The organism is Methanomicrobium antiquum, from assembly GCF_029633915.1.
GTDB classification, from domain to species: Archaea; Halobacteriota; Methanomicrobia; order Methanomicrobiales; family Methanomicrobiaceae; genus Methanomicrobium; species Methanomicrobium antiquum.
The window spans coordinates 1,920,454-1,939,430 of the sequence record NZ_CP091092.1; the positions used below are offsets into that span (position 1 = coordinate 1,920,454).

The window sequence follows — 18,977 nt, forward strand, 5'->3', positions numbered from 1 at the left end:
AAAAATCAAGTAAATTCAGTTTTCCGGATTTTATCTGAGTTCTCAACCTGAATTCATCCAAACATTCCTAATCATTTCCAATATATCCAAAATAATCATTAATTATCCAAAAACTATCCTAATCATATAAATAGAGATAATTAAAACATTAATCTCATATGAACGGCATTAAAATTAAGGCAGGCAAAAAAGAGGCAGAGGGCTTTGTGATTCCTATTGGCAATGTAAATCTTGTATTCGCCAAAAACGAAAATGGACTTATCGGGTGCGGTGCTTTTGATGTTATTGCCCTTGAAAAATTTGGCTATCCGGCCGCGAAAATAAAGCCAAAAGGAAACTCGGTTGCCGATATTGACGATCTTTTAAACGGAACAGTTGCAGTAATGAATATATCTGCAGAGAAAAAAGGCATAAAAGAAGGTATGAGCGGCAAAGAAGCCGCAGAGCTTATGTTTTAGATTTGAGCTCAAAAAACAAATGAATTAATTTTTTATCAGCACTTAAAACTTAAAGTTACCTGTGTACAGTGTTTTTACCAGATATTGCGGCATTTTCTGGAGTAATTTTTGTATCAAAGACTAATATTCAGGTATTTTTTTCAGATAGTTTATTGCCTTTTCAACATCAGAATTGTCAATTATGGATACACCATAGTGTTTTGCAATCATTTTTCTGACCTTTTCTGATTCAATCCAGCCATTATCAAGCTTGTTTACAATTCTGTCTATTTCTGATATGTATGGCATTATCTTTTCAACCGCACACGGGCATTCAAGATCAACTATTCCCAAAATTACCTGAAGAGGATTTCTTATATGATCGTTTAGAACAGCAAACTGCTCCATATTTTTGTCAATCTGCAGAAATGCCTCCTTTTTCATCTTATCCATCACGATATTTTCGGTAATATCCCTCATATAAAGAACAGACTGCTTAAAAATCCCACCTTCAAAGATAGGCATATTACGCACACTGTATACAGAAACATCATCCCCCCGCCTGAGCTTCATATTTATCTCATAAAACTGAAGATAATCTGATACAGAATCAAAATTTCGGTTGTTTGCCCAGTAGAGATATTTCAGAATCTGTTTTAGGTTTTCAACCTCAGCAGAGCCTTTAAAACCGGCCTTCCTGCACAGTCTGTCAAATGAATTATTTGAGATTACAATATCCAGTGAACTGTCAATTACAACAATAACATCTTTTAGCGTGTTTATTGTCGTTCTGTACTGCATTTCTGATTCACGGATTGCATATTCAAGCCTTTCTCTTTCTGTTATATCACGACACACTGCTGCTGCATAAGTTTCTCTACCAAGCCCTGAAAGACTAAAGCTTACTTCCATATGCACTTTCTTACCGCTTTTTGTTGTAAAATACGAATCAATAAGTCCGGCCTGCACTTTGCCTGACAAAAACATCTTAGAGATTAATTCCGCTGAATCGTTGTCGGAAAGATCAGTTATTTTCTTCTCAAACAACTCTTTTTTTGAGTATTCAAGAACATCTTCAGCATGACAGTTAGTGTCAATTATTTTTAATGAGGGGTAATCAAGAATAAAGACAAGATCGCTTGTATTATCAAGAGCAATTCTAAAGCGCTTAAGCTCGTCCTCTCTGAACTGAAGCATAGGATAATAACTTTTTCTAAAAGATTCCTCACCAAAACCGATGATTCTCTTCCTTATTTCCAAAAGGTCCTCTTTTATTAATTCATCATCACCAGGCGCCATTTGATTACCACATAATTGTAAAGAGAATGCTGTTTTTCATTTAGTATTCATAAGACCTGCATAACTTCTGCAAATAATTCTTCAACATCAGTATATGAAGGTAATTTGGGATTTGTTGCAATGCAGGGATCTGTCATTGTATTTTTAACAAGAAGCGGTATATCCTCATAACGCCCGCCATGATTAGAAAGTGATTCTCCTTTAGTAAATGAACCTCCAAGGGAAAATATTTTTTCAATAAGTATATCCAAAGCCTCAGAATCTGTTTTACCGCCTGTATCCGCCAAAAGCGCCTTTGAAACATCCCTGTATCGCTCAGGCTGACTAGAAAAGTTATAGCGTATAACAGCCGGCATCACAAGAAAACTTGAAAGACCATGAGGTGTTGAATAAACGCCGCCTATTGCATGCGACATTGAATGTATTAGTCCAAGTCCTGCGTTTGAGAAAGAAATGCCTGCATAAAGACTGGACAGAAGAGTTTTGTAACGGAAATCAAGGTCATCTTTTAATGAAGAGTCATACGGAAAAGATTCTGCAATATTTTTTATCGCCTCTATTGCCAAAAGATCGCTCCAGTGTGACTGACCATTTGATAGATAGGCCTCAATAGCATGGGAAAATGCATCAATTCCAGAATATACAGTAATTTCATCAGGTTGTGTAGTTAAAGGAACAGGATCCAGTAAGGATACATCTGGAACGAGGGATTTTGATGTTATCAGGTTTTTCTTAAGATTATGCTTTGAACTGATTACTGCATACTGCGATACATCTGCAGAACTTCCTCCTGTTGTCGGAATGCAGATCAAAGGCGGCATCGGTTTTTTCACAAGATCCACCCCGATATAGCCGGCGATATCACCGCCGTTTGCGGCAACGATTCCTATTCCTTTTGCGCAGTCCAAAACACTGCCTCCACCTGCCGCAACTATTGCTGAGCACTCCTCAGCTTCATAAACAGCCGCTCCTTCCATAACCTCTCTGTCGGAGGGATTTTGCGATATATTTGTATAAACCTCAAAATCAATTCCTGCATTTAAAAGACTTTCAGTTATATCCTCCATCCAGAACTGGTTAAGCATATTTTCATCGGTTGCCAGAAGAATTTTATCAGAATGAAAATTAGACGCATATCTTCCGGCAAATACTCTGGAGTTGTCCCCTGTAATAAATTCAGGAGCTACAAATTTTCGAAGCTCCCGGTTAAGTTTCACTGGCATAGATATCTATCCCGAATAAAGATAGGCTTCTATATAGAATGCAATGTAAAAAAGATTTTCTCTCATTTTAGAAAAACATCCATTTTTTTCAAAAATTAGATATTTAAAGAAATAAATTTCTGAAATTAAAGATTTTAGAGAACATATGACTTTTCAATATTGATTTACCATGAAAAAGTTCATGAAATTATATTTCATGAAACAGTTTCATGTAAGTTACAGAGTAACTTTCATGGAAAACCAAATCTGATTTTCATGAAACACTGCATGAAAAATTAGTTCATGAATGTTTTTATAAAAAAGACAGACAAAACTAATCATTTTCGGAAAGAATTTATAACTACCTAATAGTGATACATAACTTATCACACAAAATTACATGACTACCTGACTCTAAGTATACATTAAGCATAGTTGCTATCAAAATCAACGCAAATCTAAAACATGAAATCCTATTAATAGAACGGGAAGTTACAAAGTTTTTTGTCTGGATTTAGATTTTTAACCAGAGGTGTCTGGAAAGTCTTAAAATCAAGGATTATTTTGAAGAATTAAAGGGATGAAGCATGAACAGTGAAAATACATCTGATAAAAATTTTGGAGATAAAAAAGAGATAAATCTTAAAGTTTCAGGAATGCACTGTGCAATGTGTGCGGCAGGACTAGAGGCAACACTAAAAAAAGCCAGAGGAATTTATTCCGCTTCTGTTGACATTGCATCAGAACGTGCAGATATTTTTTACAACGAAGATGAAACTGACATAAGAGATATTGAAAAATTAATCAATTCTGCAGGATACGGGATTATAAAATCTGAAATAAAAATAAAAATTTCCGGAATGCACTGTGCTGTCTGTGCAGAAAAGACAAAAAATGAGCTTTTAAAAATACCGGGCATAATATCAGCTGATATCAATCTGATTGACAATTCAGCATTCATCACATTTATCAAAGAAAATGTTAAACTTTTGGATATAAAGGCGGCAATAGAAAAAGCCGGCTTTGAATATATGGGAACAGATGAAGAGGTTTCAACCGACTCTGAGAATCAAATATTCTTAAAAGAGCAAAAAGAAAGGATAAAAAAAATAATAATTGGTCTTTTTATATCAGGAGTTTTAATTGCACTGATGTTTTTTGGACAATCTCTGCCCCTGAACTTCCCTGTCTCATACCTTATGTTTATCATCACAACTCCGGTATTTCTCTATCTTGGATATCCGATATTTAAAGCCGCATTCAAGGCCCTTTTGAATCATTCTCTCACAATGGATGTTATGTATGCAATGGGAATCGGTGTTTCATACCTTTCATCTGTCTTTGGAACATTTGGGATAATCCTTACAAATGATTTCATGTTTTACGAAACATCGGTGATGCTCGCTACATTTTTAACCCTGGGCCGTTTCCTTGAGGCAAAGGCAAAGGGAAAAACAAACGATGCCGTAAAAAAATTAATTGAACTTCGTCCAAAGACAGCATTTGTTAAAAGAAACGGCGAATTTGTTGAGGTCTCAGCAGATGAACTTTTGACAGACGAAGAAATTATGGTAAAGCCCGGAGGACGAGTGCCTGTTGACGGGCTTGTGATCTCAGGCGAAGGTTACATTGACGAATCTGCAATAACAGGCGAATCGCTCCCTGTTAGAAAATCAAAAGGAGACAGTGTAGTTGGAGGGACACTAAACACAGCAGACTCATTTGTATTCAGGTCAACAAAAGTCGGTCGTGAAACTGTCATATCTCAGATTATAAGACTTGTTGAGGAGACACAGCGGCAAAAACCGCCGGTGCAAAGACTTGCTGACACTGCTGTTTCATGGTTTATACCGGTAATACTTGCAATTGCATTAATTGCATCTTTTTCATGGTATTTTATCCTTGGAAGCAGTAGTCTTTTTGCACTTACTGTCTTTATCTCAATAATTGTAGTTGCATGCCCGTGTGCACTCGGACTTGCAACGCCAACAGCAGTTACAGTTGGAATTGGACGCGGAGCAGGCCTTGGAATTTTAATAAAGAACGGTGAGTCCCTTGAAGTTTCAAAAAAACTAAAGTGCATAATTTTTGACAAGACTGGAACTTTAACAGTTGGAAAACCGTTTGTGACCTCTGTTAAATCATATAAAACCTCCCATGATGAACTCTTAGCAATTGCGTCAGGTGTTGAGATATCATCTGAACATCCAATAGCAAAGGCGATTGTCAAAAAAGCAGAAGATGAAGGCATAAAACCATTGCCTCTTTTAAGCTTTAAGTCGTTTGCAGGCGGAGGTGTTTCTGCTGAATATGAGGGTAAAAAAGTTCTCATAGGAAATCAGGATTTTATTTTAAAAAGCGGTCTATTAATACCTGATAACATAAAAGATGAGCTTTCAGATTCCCAAAACTCAGGAGAAACTGCGGTTTTGGTTGCTCTTGATAGTGAAATAACAGGAATTATATCTATTTCAGATGTTTTAAAGAGAAGTGCTCCTGTTTGTGTTGAAGAGATTAAAAAAATGGGGCTTTCTGTTGCGATGGTAACAGGAGATAACGAAAAAACTGCCAGGCATATTGCACAAAAAGCAGGAATAAGCGATGTCTATGCAGGCGTTCTCCCGGATAAAAAAGCAGAGATTGTCAAAAGGATTCAGCAAACAACCGGCCCCTGTTCATTTGTCGGTGACGGAATAAATGATGCACCGGCGCTTGCAAAATCCGATGTAGGTATAGCCGTTGGAAGCGGAACGGAGATTGCCATTGAAAGTGCAGATATTGTTCTTATGCATGACAATCTTCTGGATGTACCGGCGGCAGTTCAGCTTTCAAAAAAGGTAATGGGCAGAATCAGGTTAAACCTGTTCTGGGCGTTTGCATACAACACTGCACTTGTTCCAATAGCCGCAGGAATTTTGTACCCGGGATTTGGAATTATATTCAGACCGGAATATGCAGGTTTTGCAATGATTTTGAGTTCAGTAACGGTAATATCTCTCTCACTGCTTCTAAAAACGTACACTCCACCGGCAATATCGAAAGAAAGCTGATTTTTTTAAATTTAAAAAATCTTTTTTTTTCACAGGTTGTTAATGACTTTAAAAAACGTTCATGAAACTAATTTTTGATGCTCTGTTTTATGAAAATCATGATTTGAATTTATATGGTAAATGATTATTCCAAATCTAAAATATCTGATATCTCTTTCATCAGATCTTTCATTTCATATGGTTTTCTAAGAAAAACAGAATTTTCAATAAGTCCGGCTCTTTTCATAGTGCTCTCCTCAGTGCTTGCAGAAGAAAAAATAACCGGCGTATTTACTCCTTTTGCCCTTATCCTCTCACATGCATCGATGCCGTCACCCTCTCCAATCAGTCTTATATCCATTATTATCAGATCAGGACTGTTTTCAAATGTCTCCCGGAAGGCATCTTTGCATGTGGCAACAGGCCCTATGCTTTCAAAAGACATAATCTCGGTGACTACCGTTTTTATGAAATGACCTATTAAATCATCATCTTCTACAATTAAAATTACAGGCTTTTTAATCATATATTATCAATACTGTCTCCATTCTCTTGTTTTCCTTTAATAAATTCAGTTTTTATTGTAATTATCCATGACGTTCCTCTCTCCATATCAGTGCTCTCAAGAGTTCCGGATATTTGTTTTGTTATTATATCACGAGCGTTTCTAAGTCCAAAGCCTGTTTCTCCGATGCATCTTTGCTTTTTCATTCCAACTCCGTCATCACAGACTTTAATGATTACTTCTTTTTTGTCCTCTTTTAAGCTGATTTCTATATTTCCGCCGGTTTCATCAAATGCATGATCAACTGAATTTTTTAAGAGTTCATACATTGCTGTGCTCAAAAGAACTGCATTTGAAAGTTTTGCCTCAATTTCGTCACCTGATATTTTTATAGATATTTTTTCTCTTTTTTCCTGTTTCAACCCGTCAAGGATTAATTTTGCAAGAGATTCGAAATTCTCTTTTAAAAGAAGAGTTGCCTTATCCTCTTTATTATAAAGGTCATCATGAATAATTCCAAGATATTTTATCCTGTTTGTAGCTTCGTTTATTACATCAAGGGCAATTTCATCTTTGATTCTGAGAGATTTTATTCCAAGCAGGCTTATTATATACTGAAGGTTGTTTTTTACCCGATGGTGAAGTTCGCCTATTAATTCAGATTTTTTATCAAGAACCCTGCTGAGTTCGAGGTTTTTCTCTTCTAAGCTCTCAACACTTCCCTGTATTTTATCAAGAAGAATATTTGCGGAGCGGATGATAGATGATATTTCATCGTCACCTTCTTCTCTTAGCCTTACATTATAATTTTCGTTTTCGGCAATTTTTTCAAGCTCATATGAAAAAAATTCCAGACGTCTTGTGATTATTGATTCCAGGAAATAGCTGATGATGATTACTACTACGATGCAGGTTATTATTGCAAATATAAAATTAAGGAGAAGAGACCCAAAGCCAAGCCTGAATAGTTCTCTTTCATTTGTTACTTTTATGTATCCGGCAATTTCATCCTCAATACTGTAAACAGGAGATATAAGAGATATTTCATCATCGCCTTCACTGTAAACTATTAAGGGTTCAGAAAACTCAGATGGCAGATTCAGCTTTTCATATGAATCTAAATCCAAAAATCCCATCTTCTGATTTATTTCCTTTGAAATTCCTGCAAATAATCACCGGACAGCTTTTTTGCCATCACGAATACCCCATTGACAGGACCATCAAGATTGCTCTTCAGGAGAGGATTTATTGTAACAATGTAGATATCTCCGTCTGCATCAATTATTCCGGCCCTGTTGCTGTAAAAAGAGGGTGTTTTAACATAATTGCTTTCTTTAACTTTTTTTATGAAATTTCCGGGAATTTCTGTAAATTTATTTTCTTCAAAATCATAGTATCTCCCATAAAAAAATTCACCTTTTTTGTCAAAATAAAGTATTGCATCCAATTCAAGATTTGTAAATGTTGATTCAGGAAGATTCTCCTCAATATAGTAAGAATCCATATCATCCATAAAATAATATGAGGAATCCCAGTATGACCAGTCGCGATTTAGCTGATTTACAGAGGATATTTTATAATAGAGATAGTTCTCTGCCGCCAAAGAGTCTTTTTCTAATTCATGCTGTTCTATTTTTTCGAGATTTTCAATTCCAAAGAAGAAAAGTCCGAACAAAAAACCGGCAAGGAGCAGAGCAACCGTTAGTATAATCAGCAGATTTACTTTTCTTTTAATTCTCAAATTGAAAACCTCTCCCCCTTTTAAAATACAGGTTTTTATTCACTCAAATATCTGCTATATCCTGAAAAGGCAGATACAGACCACATATAAGCCAAAAAATATGGCATCCTAATATTTTTAAGCATTGCATATTGTGTCCTACTTTCTATTAATAATTAATCAATCTCTCATTCATATTTATTTGAAAAGCAGGGTTTAATATGAAATATTTTTTTCAGTGATAACTTAAAAATAACTTAATTCTAAAAATAACCTAATTTTAAAATAACATAATCCTTAGGATTATTTTAACACATTTGTTTAATCTGACTTTATTTTTAGATTTTTTTGTTATAATTATCTTAGCACCTTTTTTAATTTGGTACATTTTTACATTTTTTAACTGGAAAAAGATAATATTTGGATATTTTATCTGTTCTGAAATTTACCAGCCCTGAGATTTTTAGTCAATTCTGCTCTTTATAAATTCTTTTAGTAGTCAATATTAGTAGTCAATTCTGTTTTTAAGAGAGAAAAGAGCATCAGTTATTGTCTTCGTATCAGGCTTTATTATTGCAACAGGAACATCTACTACCTTTTCAATCATAGAGGCAAGTATTGGTGCACAAACAATCCCGCAGGCTCCTTCTTTTTCTGCACGGACGCCGGATACAATGCACTCTTCCATCGTATATGCCGGAAATCCTTTTATCCGGTAGGTTTTTTTGCCGATATCAATCTTTTTGGACTCAACTTCGTCAAGCAAGAATTTAGCGGCGATAACTGCAATAAACCCCGATTCATGAGGCTCAAGAGTGTTTACGATAGCCTGAACCGTTGAGAAACGCGGATCTCTTTCGCCTGATGTTATCTTATATATAGTTGCGGCAGGAATGCCGGCATTGTCTGCAAGCTCTTTTATACTCACTCCCTTTCGAAAAAGCTCTTCTTCAAGAGCGATTTTAAAGCCAACTTCAAAAATTCTCTTAGAGAACATAATTAATGAATACAGTTGTACAAATACATGCTTAATAATTTTCCTTCCTGTGAAAAATCAATCCGTCTAAATGATACCGCTGATACGTTTTTTTTAGTATTCTATAAAAATTTCATGAAAAAAATGCAGAAAACAAATTCAGAATGCAAAATTTTTATATCATAAATTAATACAATGGTGGAATTTTTAATATTAACTTTTTCCTTAAAAGGGCATTTATTTTACTTATAGGGAAACATTTTAGTTTAATTATAACTATAACAATTGTAATGCATACATCCGAGATTAGGGAGATTACAATTCTTCCGGGGAAGAACAAAGATAATTCTTCTGAAAACTTCAGGGAAATAAAAATCCGGCCAGGAGATACAATATCAATAGTAGGACCTACAGGTTCAGGCAAAAGTGCATTTATCAATGATATTGAAATGTTTGCACAAAAAGATACAGTTACCAAAAGAACTGTTCTTGTAAACAGTCTCCCTGCACCTGAAGAATTCATTCGGGATCCTTCAAAAAAACCTGTTGCAATGATCACTCAAAATACAAAATGTCTTGCAGATTTAACAGTCAGGCAATTCCTTGACATGCATGTACGATCAAGAAAAATTGCTGATGAAACAGTTGTTGAAAAGACAATTGAGCTTGCAAACGAATTTACAGGCGAAAAGATTGTTGAAAATGTGCGTATGACTTCACTTTCAGGCGGACAGACCAGATCACTCATGATTGCTGATGCAATTGTTGTCTCAAACACTCCAATTATTCTTCTGGATGAGATAGAAAATGCCGGCATTTTTAAGGAAAATGTCATAAAATGCTTAAAAACTCATAAGAAAGCACTTCTATTTGTAACTCATGATCCTCTTGTTTCACTTCTTTCAGAGAGAAGAATTGTAATGAAAAACGGGGCAGTATCAGAAGTAATTTGTCCGGGAGATTCTGAAAAAGAAGCATTGTCTGAAATATTAAAGATAGATTTGACAATGTCTGCTCTACGTGAAAGAATCCGCTGTGGTGAAATAATAAAAAACATTCAGCCGGCATGAAACTTATAGTTATAGCAGGGCCACCCTCTGCAGGAAAAACTGCTGTTGTCAGGCAGATAATATCAAAATTTCATCCGGATAAAAAATGTTCATACCTAAAAATTGACGTTGTAAGAGCTTTTGAAGACGAAGAGCTAAGAAATGAATTTAATATACCTACAAAAAAAGTTTATTCAGGAGATGTCTGCCCGGACCATGCCGGAATTTTGGTTATGAAAGATGCAATAAACTGGGCAGAAAAAAACAACTCACAAATTCTCATTGTTGAAAGTGCAGGTCTTTGTCTCAGATGTTCTCCATACACAACGCAGTCACTTGGAATTGTTGTATTAAGTGCAATCTCAGGCACAAATTCACCTCTTAAGATGTCTTCAATGCTTGCATTGTCAGACATATCTGTTGTCACAAGAATTGATCTGGTATCCCAGGCAGAAAAGGAGGTTTTCCGCGAAAAAATAAAGGAAGTAAGAGAAGACCTCGATATAATTGAGACAAACGCTATCTTTGGAACAGGCCTTAAATATCTTTTCAGAGCAATTGAAAACCTCACCGACATAACTAATCCGGATGAAATCACATTAAGAGGAAATCCCCCGCTTGGTGTCTGCACAGTCTGTGCCGGTAAAAAAGAAATAGGCTGGGAAAACCATTTTGGTGTCATCAGAAAACTGGACTCGGATGATTTTTTCTTTAGGGGAGACTGAGATGGAAACCGGCATTTTGGATGAAAAAATCCTCAAAGGATGGAAAAATCCGGGGAAAAATTGCGGGGCATGTGGTGAAAAATCCTGTGAAATGTTTGAAAAATCCGTAATATCAGGAGAAAAAGAACTAAAAGACTGTCCCTTTTATAAAGAAAATAATTCCGGATTTTTAACTGATACAAAACAGTCTGATAATCCAACAGAAAAGTCCTGCAATAATCAGGTATACTCAGGATATGACATACTAAATATACAGTATGACTTTGTTCTGCATCCTATCCCGGATGAGCCCTCAGCAAGGAAAATAATTCTTCCGTTCAGGCCTGAACTTGCTGAAAAGCTAAACATTCAAAAAGACGACATTTTGCTTGGAAGACCTCAGGGTGCAGGCTGTCCTGTTCAGCACATACTCTCAGTAATAAAAGCTGATTTTCTGACAGGAGTTATCACATCGCATGTTGTAAGTCCGGTTATTGCAAGAGAAAATCCCGACAGAGTTAAAGAAATACGTGCATATCATATTATTGGTTTTGAAGGAATAGCCCAAAACATAAATTCAGAACCTCTGTTTGGGAGAAGACAGAGGTTTCTTCCAGGCTTTTGTATGATGAATCTTTGCCATACCGGCGTTGTCAATATGTGTGTCAATAAAAAAACCGGCCTGCATGTCAGAGTGGAGGATATAAGAATAATATGAAGAGTATTTCAGAGATTAATGAAAAAATAAAGAAAGGCTGTGCCACCGTTTTAACAGCAGAAGAATTCAAGACGCTTGTAAGGGAGGGAAATACACCGTCTTTTAATGACGTTGATGTTGTAACCTGTGCAACATGCGCAGTTATGTCAGGAACATATGCACAAATGACAATTCCGGTTGAAAAGCCCGGCCTTTTCAGGAGAGTTCAGAAAATGACACTGAACGGTGTTTCTGCATTCTGCGGGCCGTGCCCGAATGAAGGACTTGGAACGGCGGATGTAATTGTCTACGCTACAGAAAAAGCCTCAAAAACATACGGCGGAGGACATCTTTTCAGGGATATTGTAGAAGGAAACGAGATTGAAGTCATTGCAGAGGCAGAAGGAAAAACATATGAAAAAACAATCTTTGGCGATGAAATAGAATCTGCACGGATGCTTACCACAAGAAGCGCCTTTAAGAACTATTCCGCTTTCGTAAACGAATCAAAAGAACCATTTGATACAATATTTTCAGTTCTTCCTTTAAAGGGTGGACTTTCAGAGGCGACAGTCTCAGGATGTGGTGAGATAAACCCGCTTCAAAACGACCATGATATGAGATATTTGAAATCAGGCGCTAAAATTTTATTAAACGGCTCCATTGGAAGGATAATCGGGCAGGGAACAAGAAGCAGTCTGAAAAAACCAAATCTTTCAGTATATGCTGATATGTCTGATATGATGCCGGAATTTATGGGGGGATTTGTCACATCAAAAGGCCCTGAGTGCATAACAACAATTGCAACAGCACTTCCGGTGACTGATGAAAGAGCAATTGAATGTCTGTCTGTTCTTGATTCGGATATTATTCTCCCTGTTGAAGATGTTATTAAAAGAAGCCACAAAGGAGATTCAGATTATGGACAAATCTGGCAGGGAACAGACATAAAGCCTGAAGTAAACCCTATGAACTGTCTGTTCTGCGGAGAGTGTCCGGCAGGGCTAAGTTGTCCCACACGTGCAATAATGCCTGGCGGAGGCATAATATCCTCAAGGTGTGTTTCATGCGGAACATGTGTTTTTACATGTCCGGGTGAGGTTTACACAATGAATATGGGGAATATTGAATACAACGGAAATTCTTCTCCTGTAAAACTAAGGCAGTCTGACAAAAGCCGGGCAAATGAGATGACAGAGATTTTGAAGGATATGATAGAAAAAGGAGATTTCACTTATTTCTAATTATTAAGAAATTAAAACTGAGGTGATGATACGGGAGAATACAAACTTGTATGTCCAAAGTGTAAAGCAGGATTTTTGGACAATTATGAGAATAAGTGCATTAATGGCTGTAATTCTCTCATAAAAGCTGATTATAAACAAAAAAAACTGACAGTTAGAAATCTTCCCGGAATGTTTAAGTTTCATGACTGGCTTCCTGTGAGAGGTTTTAGTGAGACTGAAGCATCGCCTGTTACATATAAAAGCAGTGCTTTATCAAAAGAGCTTGGAATACCAGGTCTTTATATTACATTCAACGGTTACTGGCCGGAGATAAATGCAAAAATTAAAACATGCTCTTTTAAAGAGCTTGAAGCTGTTCCTACAATGCTCAGGATGGAAGAGAGCAAAAGTAACGATACAATTCTGGTCTCATCCGCCGGAAACACAGGTCGTGCATTTGTTGAGGTTTCAGCACAGACAAAAATTCCGGCAATTGTTGTTGTGACAAAATCAGCTTTAAAAAACATATGGACAACAAAACCTGCAGAGAATGCGATATTAATCGCAGTTGATGGTGACTACACCGATGCAATTGAGTTTGGAAACAGACTATGCAATACTCAGGGTATAGTTTCGGAGGGAGGAGCAAAAAATCCTGCAAGACGTGACGGGATGGGAACTGCTTTTCTTGACGGTGCAGTTTTTGCAGGCAATATTCCTGACTGGTACTTCCAGGCTGTCGGAAGTGGAACAGGTGCAATTGCCGCAGTTGAGATGGCTGAAAGGCTTATCTCAGACGGAAGGTATGGAGATACACTTCCAAGACTTTATCTTTCACAAAATGAAGGCTTTTCTCCGATGGTTAACGCATGGAATGAAAACAGACGTGAGATAATAGAAGAATTAGATATGCCAGATGCAAAAAATTCTGCACTTGATGCATATTCTCCTGTTCTTACCAACAGAACTCCGCCATACTCACTCACAGGCGGACTTTATGACACACTTTTGAAATCAGACGGAATAATGACTGCAGTTTCAAAGAGAAAAGCAGAAAATGCAGGCAGGATTTTTGAAGAAACAGAGGGCGCTGATTTGGATAAAGCGGCACAGGTTTGTCTGGCATCACTCATTGAGGCATCAGAAAAGGGACTTATTAAAGCTGACGAAACTGTTCTTTTAAATATCACCGGCGGAGGCTACAAATTTGCAAAAGAAGAGCTTCTTTTAATTGAAACAAAACCTTTTGCAGAGGTTTTGCCGGGCGATGACGTAACAGGACTACAAAAAGATATTTTTGAGAGGCTAAAACAGCATGCATGAAAAGAGATTTTCAGAAATTTTAAAAGAATCAGATATTGAATTTGCAGTATCACTTCCATGTGACAGAACTAAAGAGCTCTGTAACTTTCTTGAGAGAGATTTTAATTACATCAATATAAACCGGGAAGAAGACGGAGTAGGGATATGTGCCGGACTTGCACTTTCAAAACGAAAATTTATTCTTCACATGCAAAGCTCCGGTCTTGGAAATTCTCTTAATGCAATAATGTCACTAACACATCTATACGGCCTTCCTCTTCCTGTGATTGCAAGCTTCAGAGGATTTTACAATGAACAAATTTCCGCCCAGATTCCGTTTAACAGCAAAATACCAGGCATACTGAGTCTTTTCGATATAAAATACACAATAATTCAGGAAGCACCAGAACTTGGGAGAATAAAAGATATTATCAGGTGCTGTTTCCTAAATTCAGAAATTCATGTTGTTTTAATATCACCGAAAGTCTGGGAAAAAAATTCGTCTCCGGCTGATTCATCATTCCCAAAAAGAAGCAGAAAACTAGAACTTTCCTTTAAAAGAGAGATCAAAGAGCCTTTGATGAGCAGAAACGATGCAATTAAAATATTATCTGAATATCTTTCAGATGAACTTTTAGTCTGCAATCTGGGTGTTCCGTCAAAAGAGCTTTACAAGGCATGCGACAGGCATGAAAACTTCTACATGCTTGGAAGCTACACACAGGCATCACCGATAGGCCTTGGAATTGCACTTGGACAGGATAAGAAAACATTTGTGCTTGACGGAGATGGAAGCATTCTTGGAACGGCTGTTCTTCCGGTGGTAGCTTCAAAAAATCTTAAAAATTTAACAATATTTGCGCTTGACAATGGTGCTTTTGGAAGTACAGGTATGCAGATGACTCATGCATGGACAAACTGTAATCTGGAACTTATGGCAAAAGCGGCAGGAATTGCAGACACTGCATCTGTTCAGACCGAAGATGCTCTAAGAAAACTTATGGAAGAGAAAAAAGACAACCTGCCCCAATTTGTTCATGTTTTGATAAAGCCCGGAAATTCCGATGCAGGAAACATTCCTCTTACACCTTCTGAGATAAAAGAGAGATTTTTAAATTGTTTTTAATTTTTAAATTTTTTTAAGAGATTTTTAATATACCATGAAACTGTTGCATGAAATATATTTTTCATGGACGTTTTTTGGCAAGCTTAAAAACAGATGTATTTCAGGAGCATTTTTCTCTGTAAAGCTCCCAGCTTTTTTCAAGCGCTGATATTGCCGGAAGCATTTTCCCGGTAAGGAATTCTATGCATGCACCGCCTCCAGTTGAGATGTGGCTGAATTTTTCATTTATTCCAAGAGATTCAACAACAACTGCAGTGTGACCTCCGCCGACAACAGAAAAATCCGCTTCTGCTGAGGCCTTTAAAAGCTCAAAAGTTCCTGTCGAAAACATACTCTCCTCAAAAAGTCCGGCAGGCCCGTTGAAAACAACAGTTCCTGAATTCTGAAGAATATCACAAAAGGATGCAACCGAATCGATTCCCAAATCAAGAACAGGAGACTTCTTTGGTATTTTATCAACAGAGACCTCCTCTCTTTCTCCATCGCTGTTTCTTACTGCGACATATTCCGGAAGAACAACTCTGTCTTTGAATTTTGAAAGAATTTCAGCGGCTTTTGACACCTCATCTGAATATCCGAGCTTCTTTATAAGATCATATGACGGATCCCCAATGTTTATTCCTTTTGCAGTCAAAAACACATTTGCAACAACGCCGACTATCAAAATTTTATCGGCAGTTTTGCATTCAAGAACGTTTTTTGCAACACTTAAAGAGTCATCTACTTTTGTTCCACCAAGAACAAAAGTAACCGGCTTTGGAGAATCACTAAACACTCTTGAAAGGCATGACACCTCTTTTTCCATGAGTGTTCCGGCGACAGATTTCATTGCAAGCGGAATTCCGACAATTGTCGGCTGGGAACGATGAGCTGTTCCAAAGGCATCGTTTACATAAAAGTCGGCCATTGATGAAAGGCCTCTTGCAAGATGAGTTGATGCTCCGTCTTCAGGAGACATTTTTATGTTCTCCTCTGCATTGAAACGTAAATTTTCAAGCATCAGTACATCTCCGCACTCCATTCTTTTGACAGCGTCTCTTGCACATCTGCCGAAAATGTCGTCTATGTATTCAACCGGCCGGCCGATTAAGCGCTCAAGCCTTTCAGCATGAGCCTTTAAGGTTGTAAAATCCTTCTTTAGCGGCCTGCTCTGATGTGTTGCAATAATTAGTTTTGAATCAGAAAGATTCCGGACTGTTGGTGCATGCTCACGGAATCTTTTGTCGTCCAGAATTATATTTGACGCCGGATCTATTGGAGAGTTAAAATCCACACGCAAAAGGACGGTTTTTTTATTTGTCTCTATATCATTAAGCGTTCCAAATCTCATATAAATACACCCGCAAAGGGATTGGAAGATTTCCTTATCTATTAATTATAGTTTGACAGTATTGGAATTATTGGTTGCTGTCTTAAAAATCAGTTGAGTCTTTTTATGATTTTTTTTAATTTACTTTTTTTTTCACTAATTTTTTTCACAATTCAAAATATATGCAATAAAACCTGATATATTAAGGCGAATATCCGGGATAATTCCGGAAAAATTTTAGGAAATATTTTAAATATGGATAATCAGGGAAAACTGGAGAAATACTTTGAACGTGCACTTTGGAATATACGCTTCGTTGTTATACTTGGAGTGATATTTGGTGCACTTAGTGCCATAGTCCTGTTCATCTCAGGTTCAATGGAAATATTTGATCTTCTTGTTGAATACACATTTTCATCAGATCTCCATATGACACATGAAGATATTCTGATTGGAATAATTGGTGCTGTTGATTTTTACTTAATCGGGCTTGTCCTTTTGATATTCAGCTTTGGAATATACGAACTGTTTATCTCAAAGCTTGAGATCGCAAGGTTAGGAGGGAATTTCGGAACGATTCTTGAAGTGACAAACCTGGATGATCTAAAGAACAAAATTATAAAGGTCATAATAATGGTTTTAATAGTAAGTTTCTTCCAGAGGATTCTTTCAATGAATTTTACCACTTCCCTTGATATGCTTGCAATGGCAATCTCTATAAGCGTCATCTGCATTGGCGTCTATTATATGGGAAGACATAATATCTGAATAATTTTTGAATGTATAATTAACTGATTTGCATTGAAAATTACTTCGTAGTTTAAATGAAAAGTTGCATGAAATATATAATTTCATGAACACATTTTTGGCAATTCATATTTTTGCATACAAAAAGATTAACATCTTCAGGCACACATTGAGCCTCATGTAAGATTCGGGCAGAATCACAAGTGCCTGATGAAAACAAAAATTTATTTGCATTTAAAGAGGAGGAAGCAGAAATGAAGGTTGTTGCATTCAACGGAAGCCCGCGAAAGCACGGCAATACCTACCGGATGCTAAAAGAGGTCCAGGCAGGACTTCGGGCTGAGGATATCGAGATGGAGATTGTTCACGTCGGAGGAAAAAAAATAATCGGGTGTATTGCGTGTGACAAGTGTATTGAAAGAAAAGATGAGAAGTGCATTCTTGAAAAGGATTTCATAAACCCGGCTATTTTAAAGATGAAGGAGGCTGATGGAATTATAATTGCATCTCCGACATACTTTGCAGATGTTACATCTGAAATTAAGGCTTTGATTGACAGGGCAGGCTATGTAGGACTTGCAAACGGCGGCATGTTTGAAAGAAAGGTTGGAGCGGCGGTTATAACTGCAAGACGCGGCGGTGCGATTCACGCTTATGATACGATTAATCATCTTTTTGGAATTTCAAATATGATAACAGTCGGCTCTTCTTACTGGAATCTGGGAATTTCAGGCAATGAGAACAATGTTGAAAATGATGAAGAAGGCCTTGAGACTATGAGGACTTTGGCGTCTAATATGGCATGGATTTTAAAGAAGATTCATGCTGAATAATTAAAATAAGCCAATTTTTTTAAATCCTGAATAGTTTTAATCCTGAATAGAATAGCCGCTGTTTTTCAGGATTTCAAATGCCGCGTCATCAAAGGCTTTCTGTGTCGGCGCTTTTATATTTCTTATTTTTTCATCCCATAATTTTTTTAGGTCTTTGTCTTCTGTCCGCAGAAAGTGCGGGCCCATGATGCGGCCTTTTATCTTCCCTTCAGGTGTTTTTATAAGAATTCTCCAGCATCCATAGCTTCTGCACATGTCAGGGCGTGTTAAGTGAACACTGCAACAGATTCTCCCCGGCGTTTTTGGATCAGCTCTTAGAAACGGGCATGCTTCAGGCCACTTATCATAGATGCTTTTGTCTTTGTACCACTCTGTCTTATCCGGGTCAAGTTTGACAATATTTTCCTCGTTTGTGTATTCGTTTCTTACCAGAAATTCAATTTCAGATATTTCACGGACAAGTGTATGAACCTGACCTAAATAACTGCAACACTCCCCGCACTGGAGGCATTCAAACGCCATAATTTCTCCTAAGACCTCTTTTTAAATTTTAATTGGATGGTATTTAACCTGATTGGAGGGTGTGGGAAGGTGAGTTTGGATTTAAAAATTCTTCATACTGAAAATTAATGATCTCTGAAGTTCTCTATTTAATCGCAGTAATTTTTCTCCTCAAAAAATAAAGCTTTGGAAAAAAAGCCTTCAGATAATCATATCTAAATACCTCTTTTCCAATATCCGGACAAAAGTGCTTAAATTTTATGTCGCATTTAAGAGAATCAAAAAATATGGCTGTGTAAACAATTTTATTCGGAA

17 protein-coding genes and 1 pseudogene are annotated in these 18,977 nt (G+C 36.9%); 10 read left to right on the forward strand and 8 right to left on the reverse strand.

The window, feature by feature from the left end; translation table 11 throughout:
- Nucleotides 1-158: 158 nt before the first annotated feature.
- A complete protein-coding gene (locus L1994_RS09440) occupies nt 159-458 on the forward strand; it encodes a YunC family protein (protein ID WP_278099192.1) in 300 nt (99 codons plus the stop codon).
- A 120-nt stretch (nt 459-578) separates the two neighbouring features.
- On the opposite strand, the gene L1994_RS09445 is transcribed toward L1994_RS09440, so the two are convergent.
- Together L1994_RS09445 and L1994_RS09450 are read right to left on the reverse strand one after the other, a co-directional pair.
- Nucleotides 579-1,736, reverse strand: a complete 1,158-nt coding sequence (locus tag L1994_RS09445; protein WP_278099193.1) for a PAS domain-containing protein — start codon at nt 1,734-1,736, stop codon at nt 579-581.
- 47 nt (nt 1,737-1,783) lie between these two features.
- Nucleotides 1,784-2,959, reverse strand: a complete 1,176-nt coding sequence (locus L1994_RS09450; protein ID WP_278099194.1) for an iron-containing alcohol dehydrogenase — start codon at nt 2,957-2,959, stop codon at nt 1,784-1,786.
- Between the two features lie 566 nt (nt 2,960-3,525).
- Between L1994_RS09450 and L1994_RS09455 the strand changes: the two genes are divergently transcribed.
- Complete coding sequence (locus tag L1994_RS09455; protein WP_278099195.1) at nt 3,526-5,988, forward strand: heavy metal translocating P-type ATPase; 2,463 nt, start codon at nt 3,526-3,528, stop codon at nt 5,986-5,988.
- A 124-nt stretch (nt 5,989-6,112) separates the two neighbouring features.
- Here the strand turns inward: L1994_RS09455 and L1994_RS09460 are convergent, their stop codons facing one another.
- From L1994_RS09460 to L1994_RS09475, 4 genes are all read right to left on the reverse strand, one after another.
- Complete coding sequence (locus tag L1994_RS09460; RefSeq protein WP_278099196.1) at nt 6,113-6,493, reverse strand: response regulator; 381 nt, start codon at nt 6,491-6,493, stop codon at nt 6,113-6,115.
- Nucleotides 6,490-7,599 carry a sensor histidine kinase gene (locus L1994_RS09465; protein WP_278099197.1) on the reverse strand — a complete coding sequence of 370 codons (1,110 nt, stop codon included), beginning with the start codon at nt 7,597-7,599 and terminating at the stop codon, nt 6,490-6,492. Before L1994_RS09465 ends, L1994_RS09460 begins: the two co-directional genes overlap by 4 nt.
- A gap of 17 nt (nt 7,600-7,616) precedes the next feature.
- Nucleotides 7,617-8,213 carry a CHASE4 domain-containing protein gene (locus L1994_RS09470; protein WP_278099198.1) on the reverse strand — a complete coding sequence of 199 codons (597 nt, stop codon included), beginning with the start codon at nt 8,211-8,213 and terminating at the stop codon, nt 7,617-7,619.
- A 484-nt stretch (nt 8,214-8,697) separates the two neighbouring features.
- On the reverse strand, nt 8,698-9,189 hold the full coding sequence (locus tag L1994_RS09475) for a helix-turn-helix domain-containing protein (protein ID WP_278099199.1): 492 nt from the start codon (nt 9,187-9,189) through the stop codon (nt 8,698-8,700).
- A 269-nt stretch (nt 9,190-9,458) separates the two neighbouring features.
- Between L1994_RS09475 and L1994_RS09480 the strand changes: the two genes are divergently transcribed.
- The 6 genes and pseudogenes from L1994_RS09480 to comE all read left to right on the forward strand — a co-directional run bounded on the left by L1994_RS09480 (nt 9,459) and on the right by comE (nt 15,272).
- The gene (locus tag L1994_RS09480) at nt 9,459-10,238 is read left to right on the forward strand and encodes an ATP-binding cassette domain-containing protein (protein WP_278099200.1); all 780 of its coding nucleotides are present in this window, start codon (nt 9,459-9,461) and stop codon (nt 10,236-10,238) included.
- Complete coding sequence (locus L1994_RS09485; RefSeq protein ID WP_278099201.1) at nt 10,235-10,942, forward strand: GTP-binding protein; 708 nt, start codon at nt 10,235-10,237, stop codon at nt 10,940-10,942. The genes L1994_RS09480 and L1994_RS09485 overlap by 4 nt, the downstream gene beginning before the upstream one ends.
- Before the next feature lies 1 nt (nt 10,943).
- The gene (locus L1994_RS09490) at nt 10,944-11,639 is read left to right on the forward strand and encodes a (Fe-S)-binding protein (protein ID WP_278099202.1); all 696 of its coding nucleotides are present in this window, start codon (nt 10,944-10,946) and stop codon (nt 11,637-11,639) included.
- A complete protein-coding gene (locus tag L1994_RS09495; RefSeq protein ID WP_278099203.1) occupies nt 11,636-12,862 on the forward strand; it encodes a methanogenesis marker 16 metalloprotein in 1,227 nt (408 codons plus the stop codon). Before L1994_RS09490 ends, L1994_RS09495 begins: the two co-directional genes overlap by 4 nt.
- A 51-nt stretch (nt 12,863-12,913) precedes the next feature.
- A pseudogene (locus L1994_RS09500) lies at nt 12,914-14,167 on the forward strand (cysteate synthase); the annotation flags it as partial.
- The gene (comE, locus tag L1994_RS09505) at nt 14,160-15,272 is read left to right on the forward strand and encodes a sulfopyruvate decarboxylase subunit beta (protein WP_278099204.1); all 1,113 of its coding nucleotides are present in this window, start codon (nt 14,160-14,162) and stop codon (nt 15,270-15,272) included. The pseudogene L1994_RS09500 and the gene comE, both read left to right, overlap by 8 nt.
- Before the next feature lie 100 nt (nt 15,273-15,372).
- Here comE and L1994_RS09510 read toward each other — a convergent pair whose 3' ends face one another.
- A complete protein-coding gene (locus tag L1994_RS09510) occupies nt 15,373-16,602 on the reverse strand; it encodes a phosphoglycerate kinase (RefSeq protein WP_278099205.1) in 1,230 nt (409 codons plus the stop codon).
- A 234-nt stretch (nt 16,603-16,836) separates the two neighbouring features.
- Between L1994_RS09510 and L1994_RS09515 the strand changes: the two genes are divergently transcribed.
- On the forward strand, nt 16,837-17,349 hold the full coding sequence (locus L1994_RS09515; protein WP_278099206.1) for a YqhA family protein: 513 nt from the start codon (nt 16,837-16,839) through the stop codon (nt 17,347-17,349).
- 233 nt (nt 17,350-17,582) lie between these two features.
- Nucleotides 17,583-18,161: a flavodoxin family protein gene (locus L1994_RS09520; RefSeq protein ID WP_278099207.1), complete on the forward strand. Its 579-nt coding sequence runs from the start codon at nt 17,583-17,585 to the stop codon at nt 18,159-18,161.
- A 36-nt stretch (nt 18,162-18,197) separates the two neighbouring features.
- Here L1994_RS09520 and L1994_RS09525 read toward each other — a convergent pair whose 3' ends face one another.
- Nucleotides 18,198-18,683: a YkgJ family cysteine cluster protein gene (locus L1994_RS09525; RefSeq protein ID WP_278099208.1), complete on the reverse strand. Its 486-nt coding sequence runs from the start codon at nt 18,681-18,683 to the stop codon at nt 18,198-18,200.
- Between the last annotated feature and the right edge of the window lie 294 nt (nt 18,684-18,977).

Bases quoted from the DNA above. Each gene is read 5' to 3' on its own strand.
- L1994_RS09440 (WP_278099192.1), top strand. From the start codon at position 159: ATGAACGGCATTAAAATTAAGGCAGGCAAAAAAGAGGCAGAGGGCTTT.
- L1994_RS09445 (WP_278099193.1), bottom strand. From the start codon at position 1,736: ATGGCGCCTGGTGATGATGAATTAATAAAAGAGGACCTTTTGGAAATA.
- L1994_RS09450 (WP_278099194.1), bottom strand. From the start codon at position 2,959: ATGCCAGTGAAACTTAACCGGGAGCTTCGAAAATTTGTAGCTCCTGAA.
- L1994_RS09455 (WP_278099195.1), top strand. From the start codon at position 3,526: ATGAACAGTGAAAATACATCTGATAAAAATTTTGGAGATAAAAAAGAG.
- L1994_RS09460 (WP_278099196.1), bottom strand. From the start codon at position 6,493: ATGATTAAAAAGCCTGTAATTTTAATTGTAGAAGATGATGATTTAATA.
- L1994_RS09475 (WP_278099199.1), bottom strand. From the start codon at position 9,189: ATGTTCTCTAAGAGAATTTTTGAAGTTGGCTTTAAAATCGCTCTTGAA.
- L1994_RS09480 (WP_278099200.1), top strand. From the start codon at position 9,459: ATGCATACATCCGAGATTAGGGAGATTACAATTCTTCCGGGGAAGAAC.
- L1994_RS09485 (WP_278099201.1), top strand. From the start codon at position 10,235: ATGAAACTTATAGTTATAGCAGGGCCACCCTCTGCAGGAAAAACTGCT.
- L1994_RS09490 (WP_278099202.1), top strand. From the start codon at position 10,944: ATGGAAACCGGCATTTTGGATGAAAAAATCCTCAAAGGATGGAAAAAT.
- L1994_RS09495 (WP_278099203.1), top strand. From the start codon at position 11,636: ATGAAGAGTATTTCAGAGATTAATGAAAAAATAAAGAAAGGCTGTGCC.
- comE (WP_278099204.1), top strand. From the start codon at position 14,160: ATGCATGAAAAGAGATTTTCAGAAATTTTAAAAGAATCAGATATTGAA.
- L1994_RS09510 (WP_278099205.1), bottom strand. From the start codon at position 16,602: ATGAGATTTGGAACGCTTAATGATATAGAGACAAATAAAAAAACCGTC.
- L1994_RS09515 (WP_278099206.1), top strand. From the start codon at position 16,837: ATGGATAATCAGGGAAAACTGGAGAAATACTTTGAACGTGCACTTTGG.
- L1994_RS09520 (WP_278099207.1), top strand. From the start codon at position 17,583: ATGAAGGTTGTTGCATTCAACGGAAGCCCGCGAAAGCACGGCAATACC.
- L1994_RS09525 (WP_278099208.1), bottom strand. From the start codon at position 18,683: ATGGCGTTTGAATGCCTCCAGTGCGGGGAGTGTTGCAGTTATTTAGGT.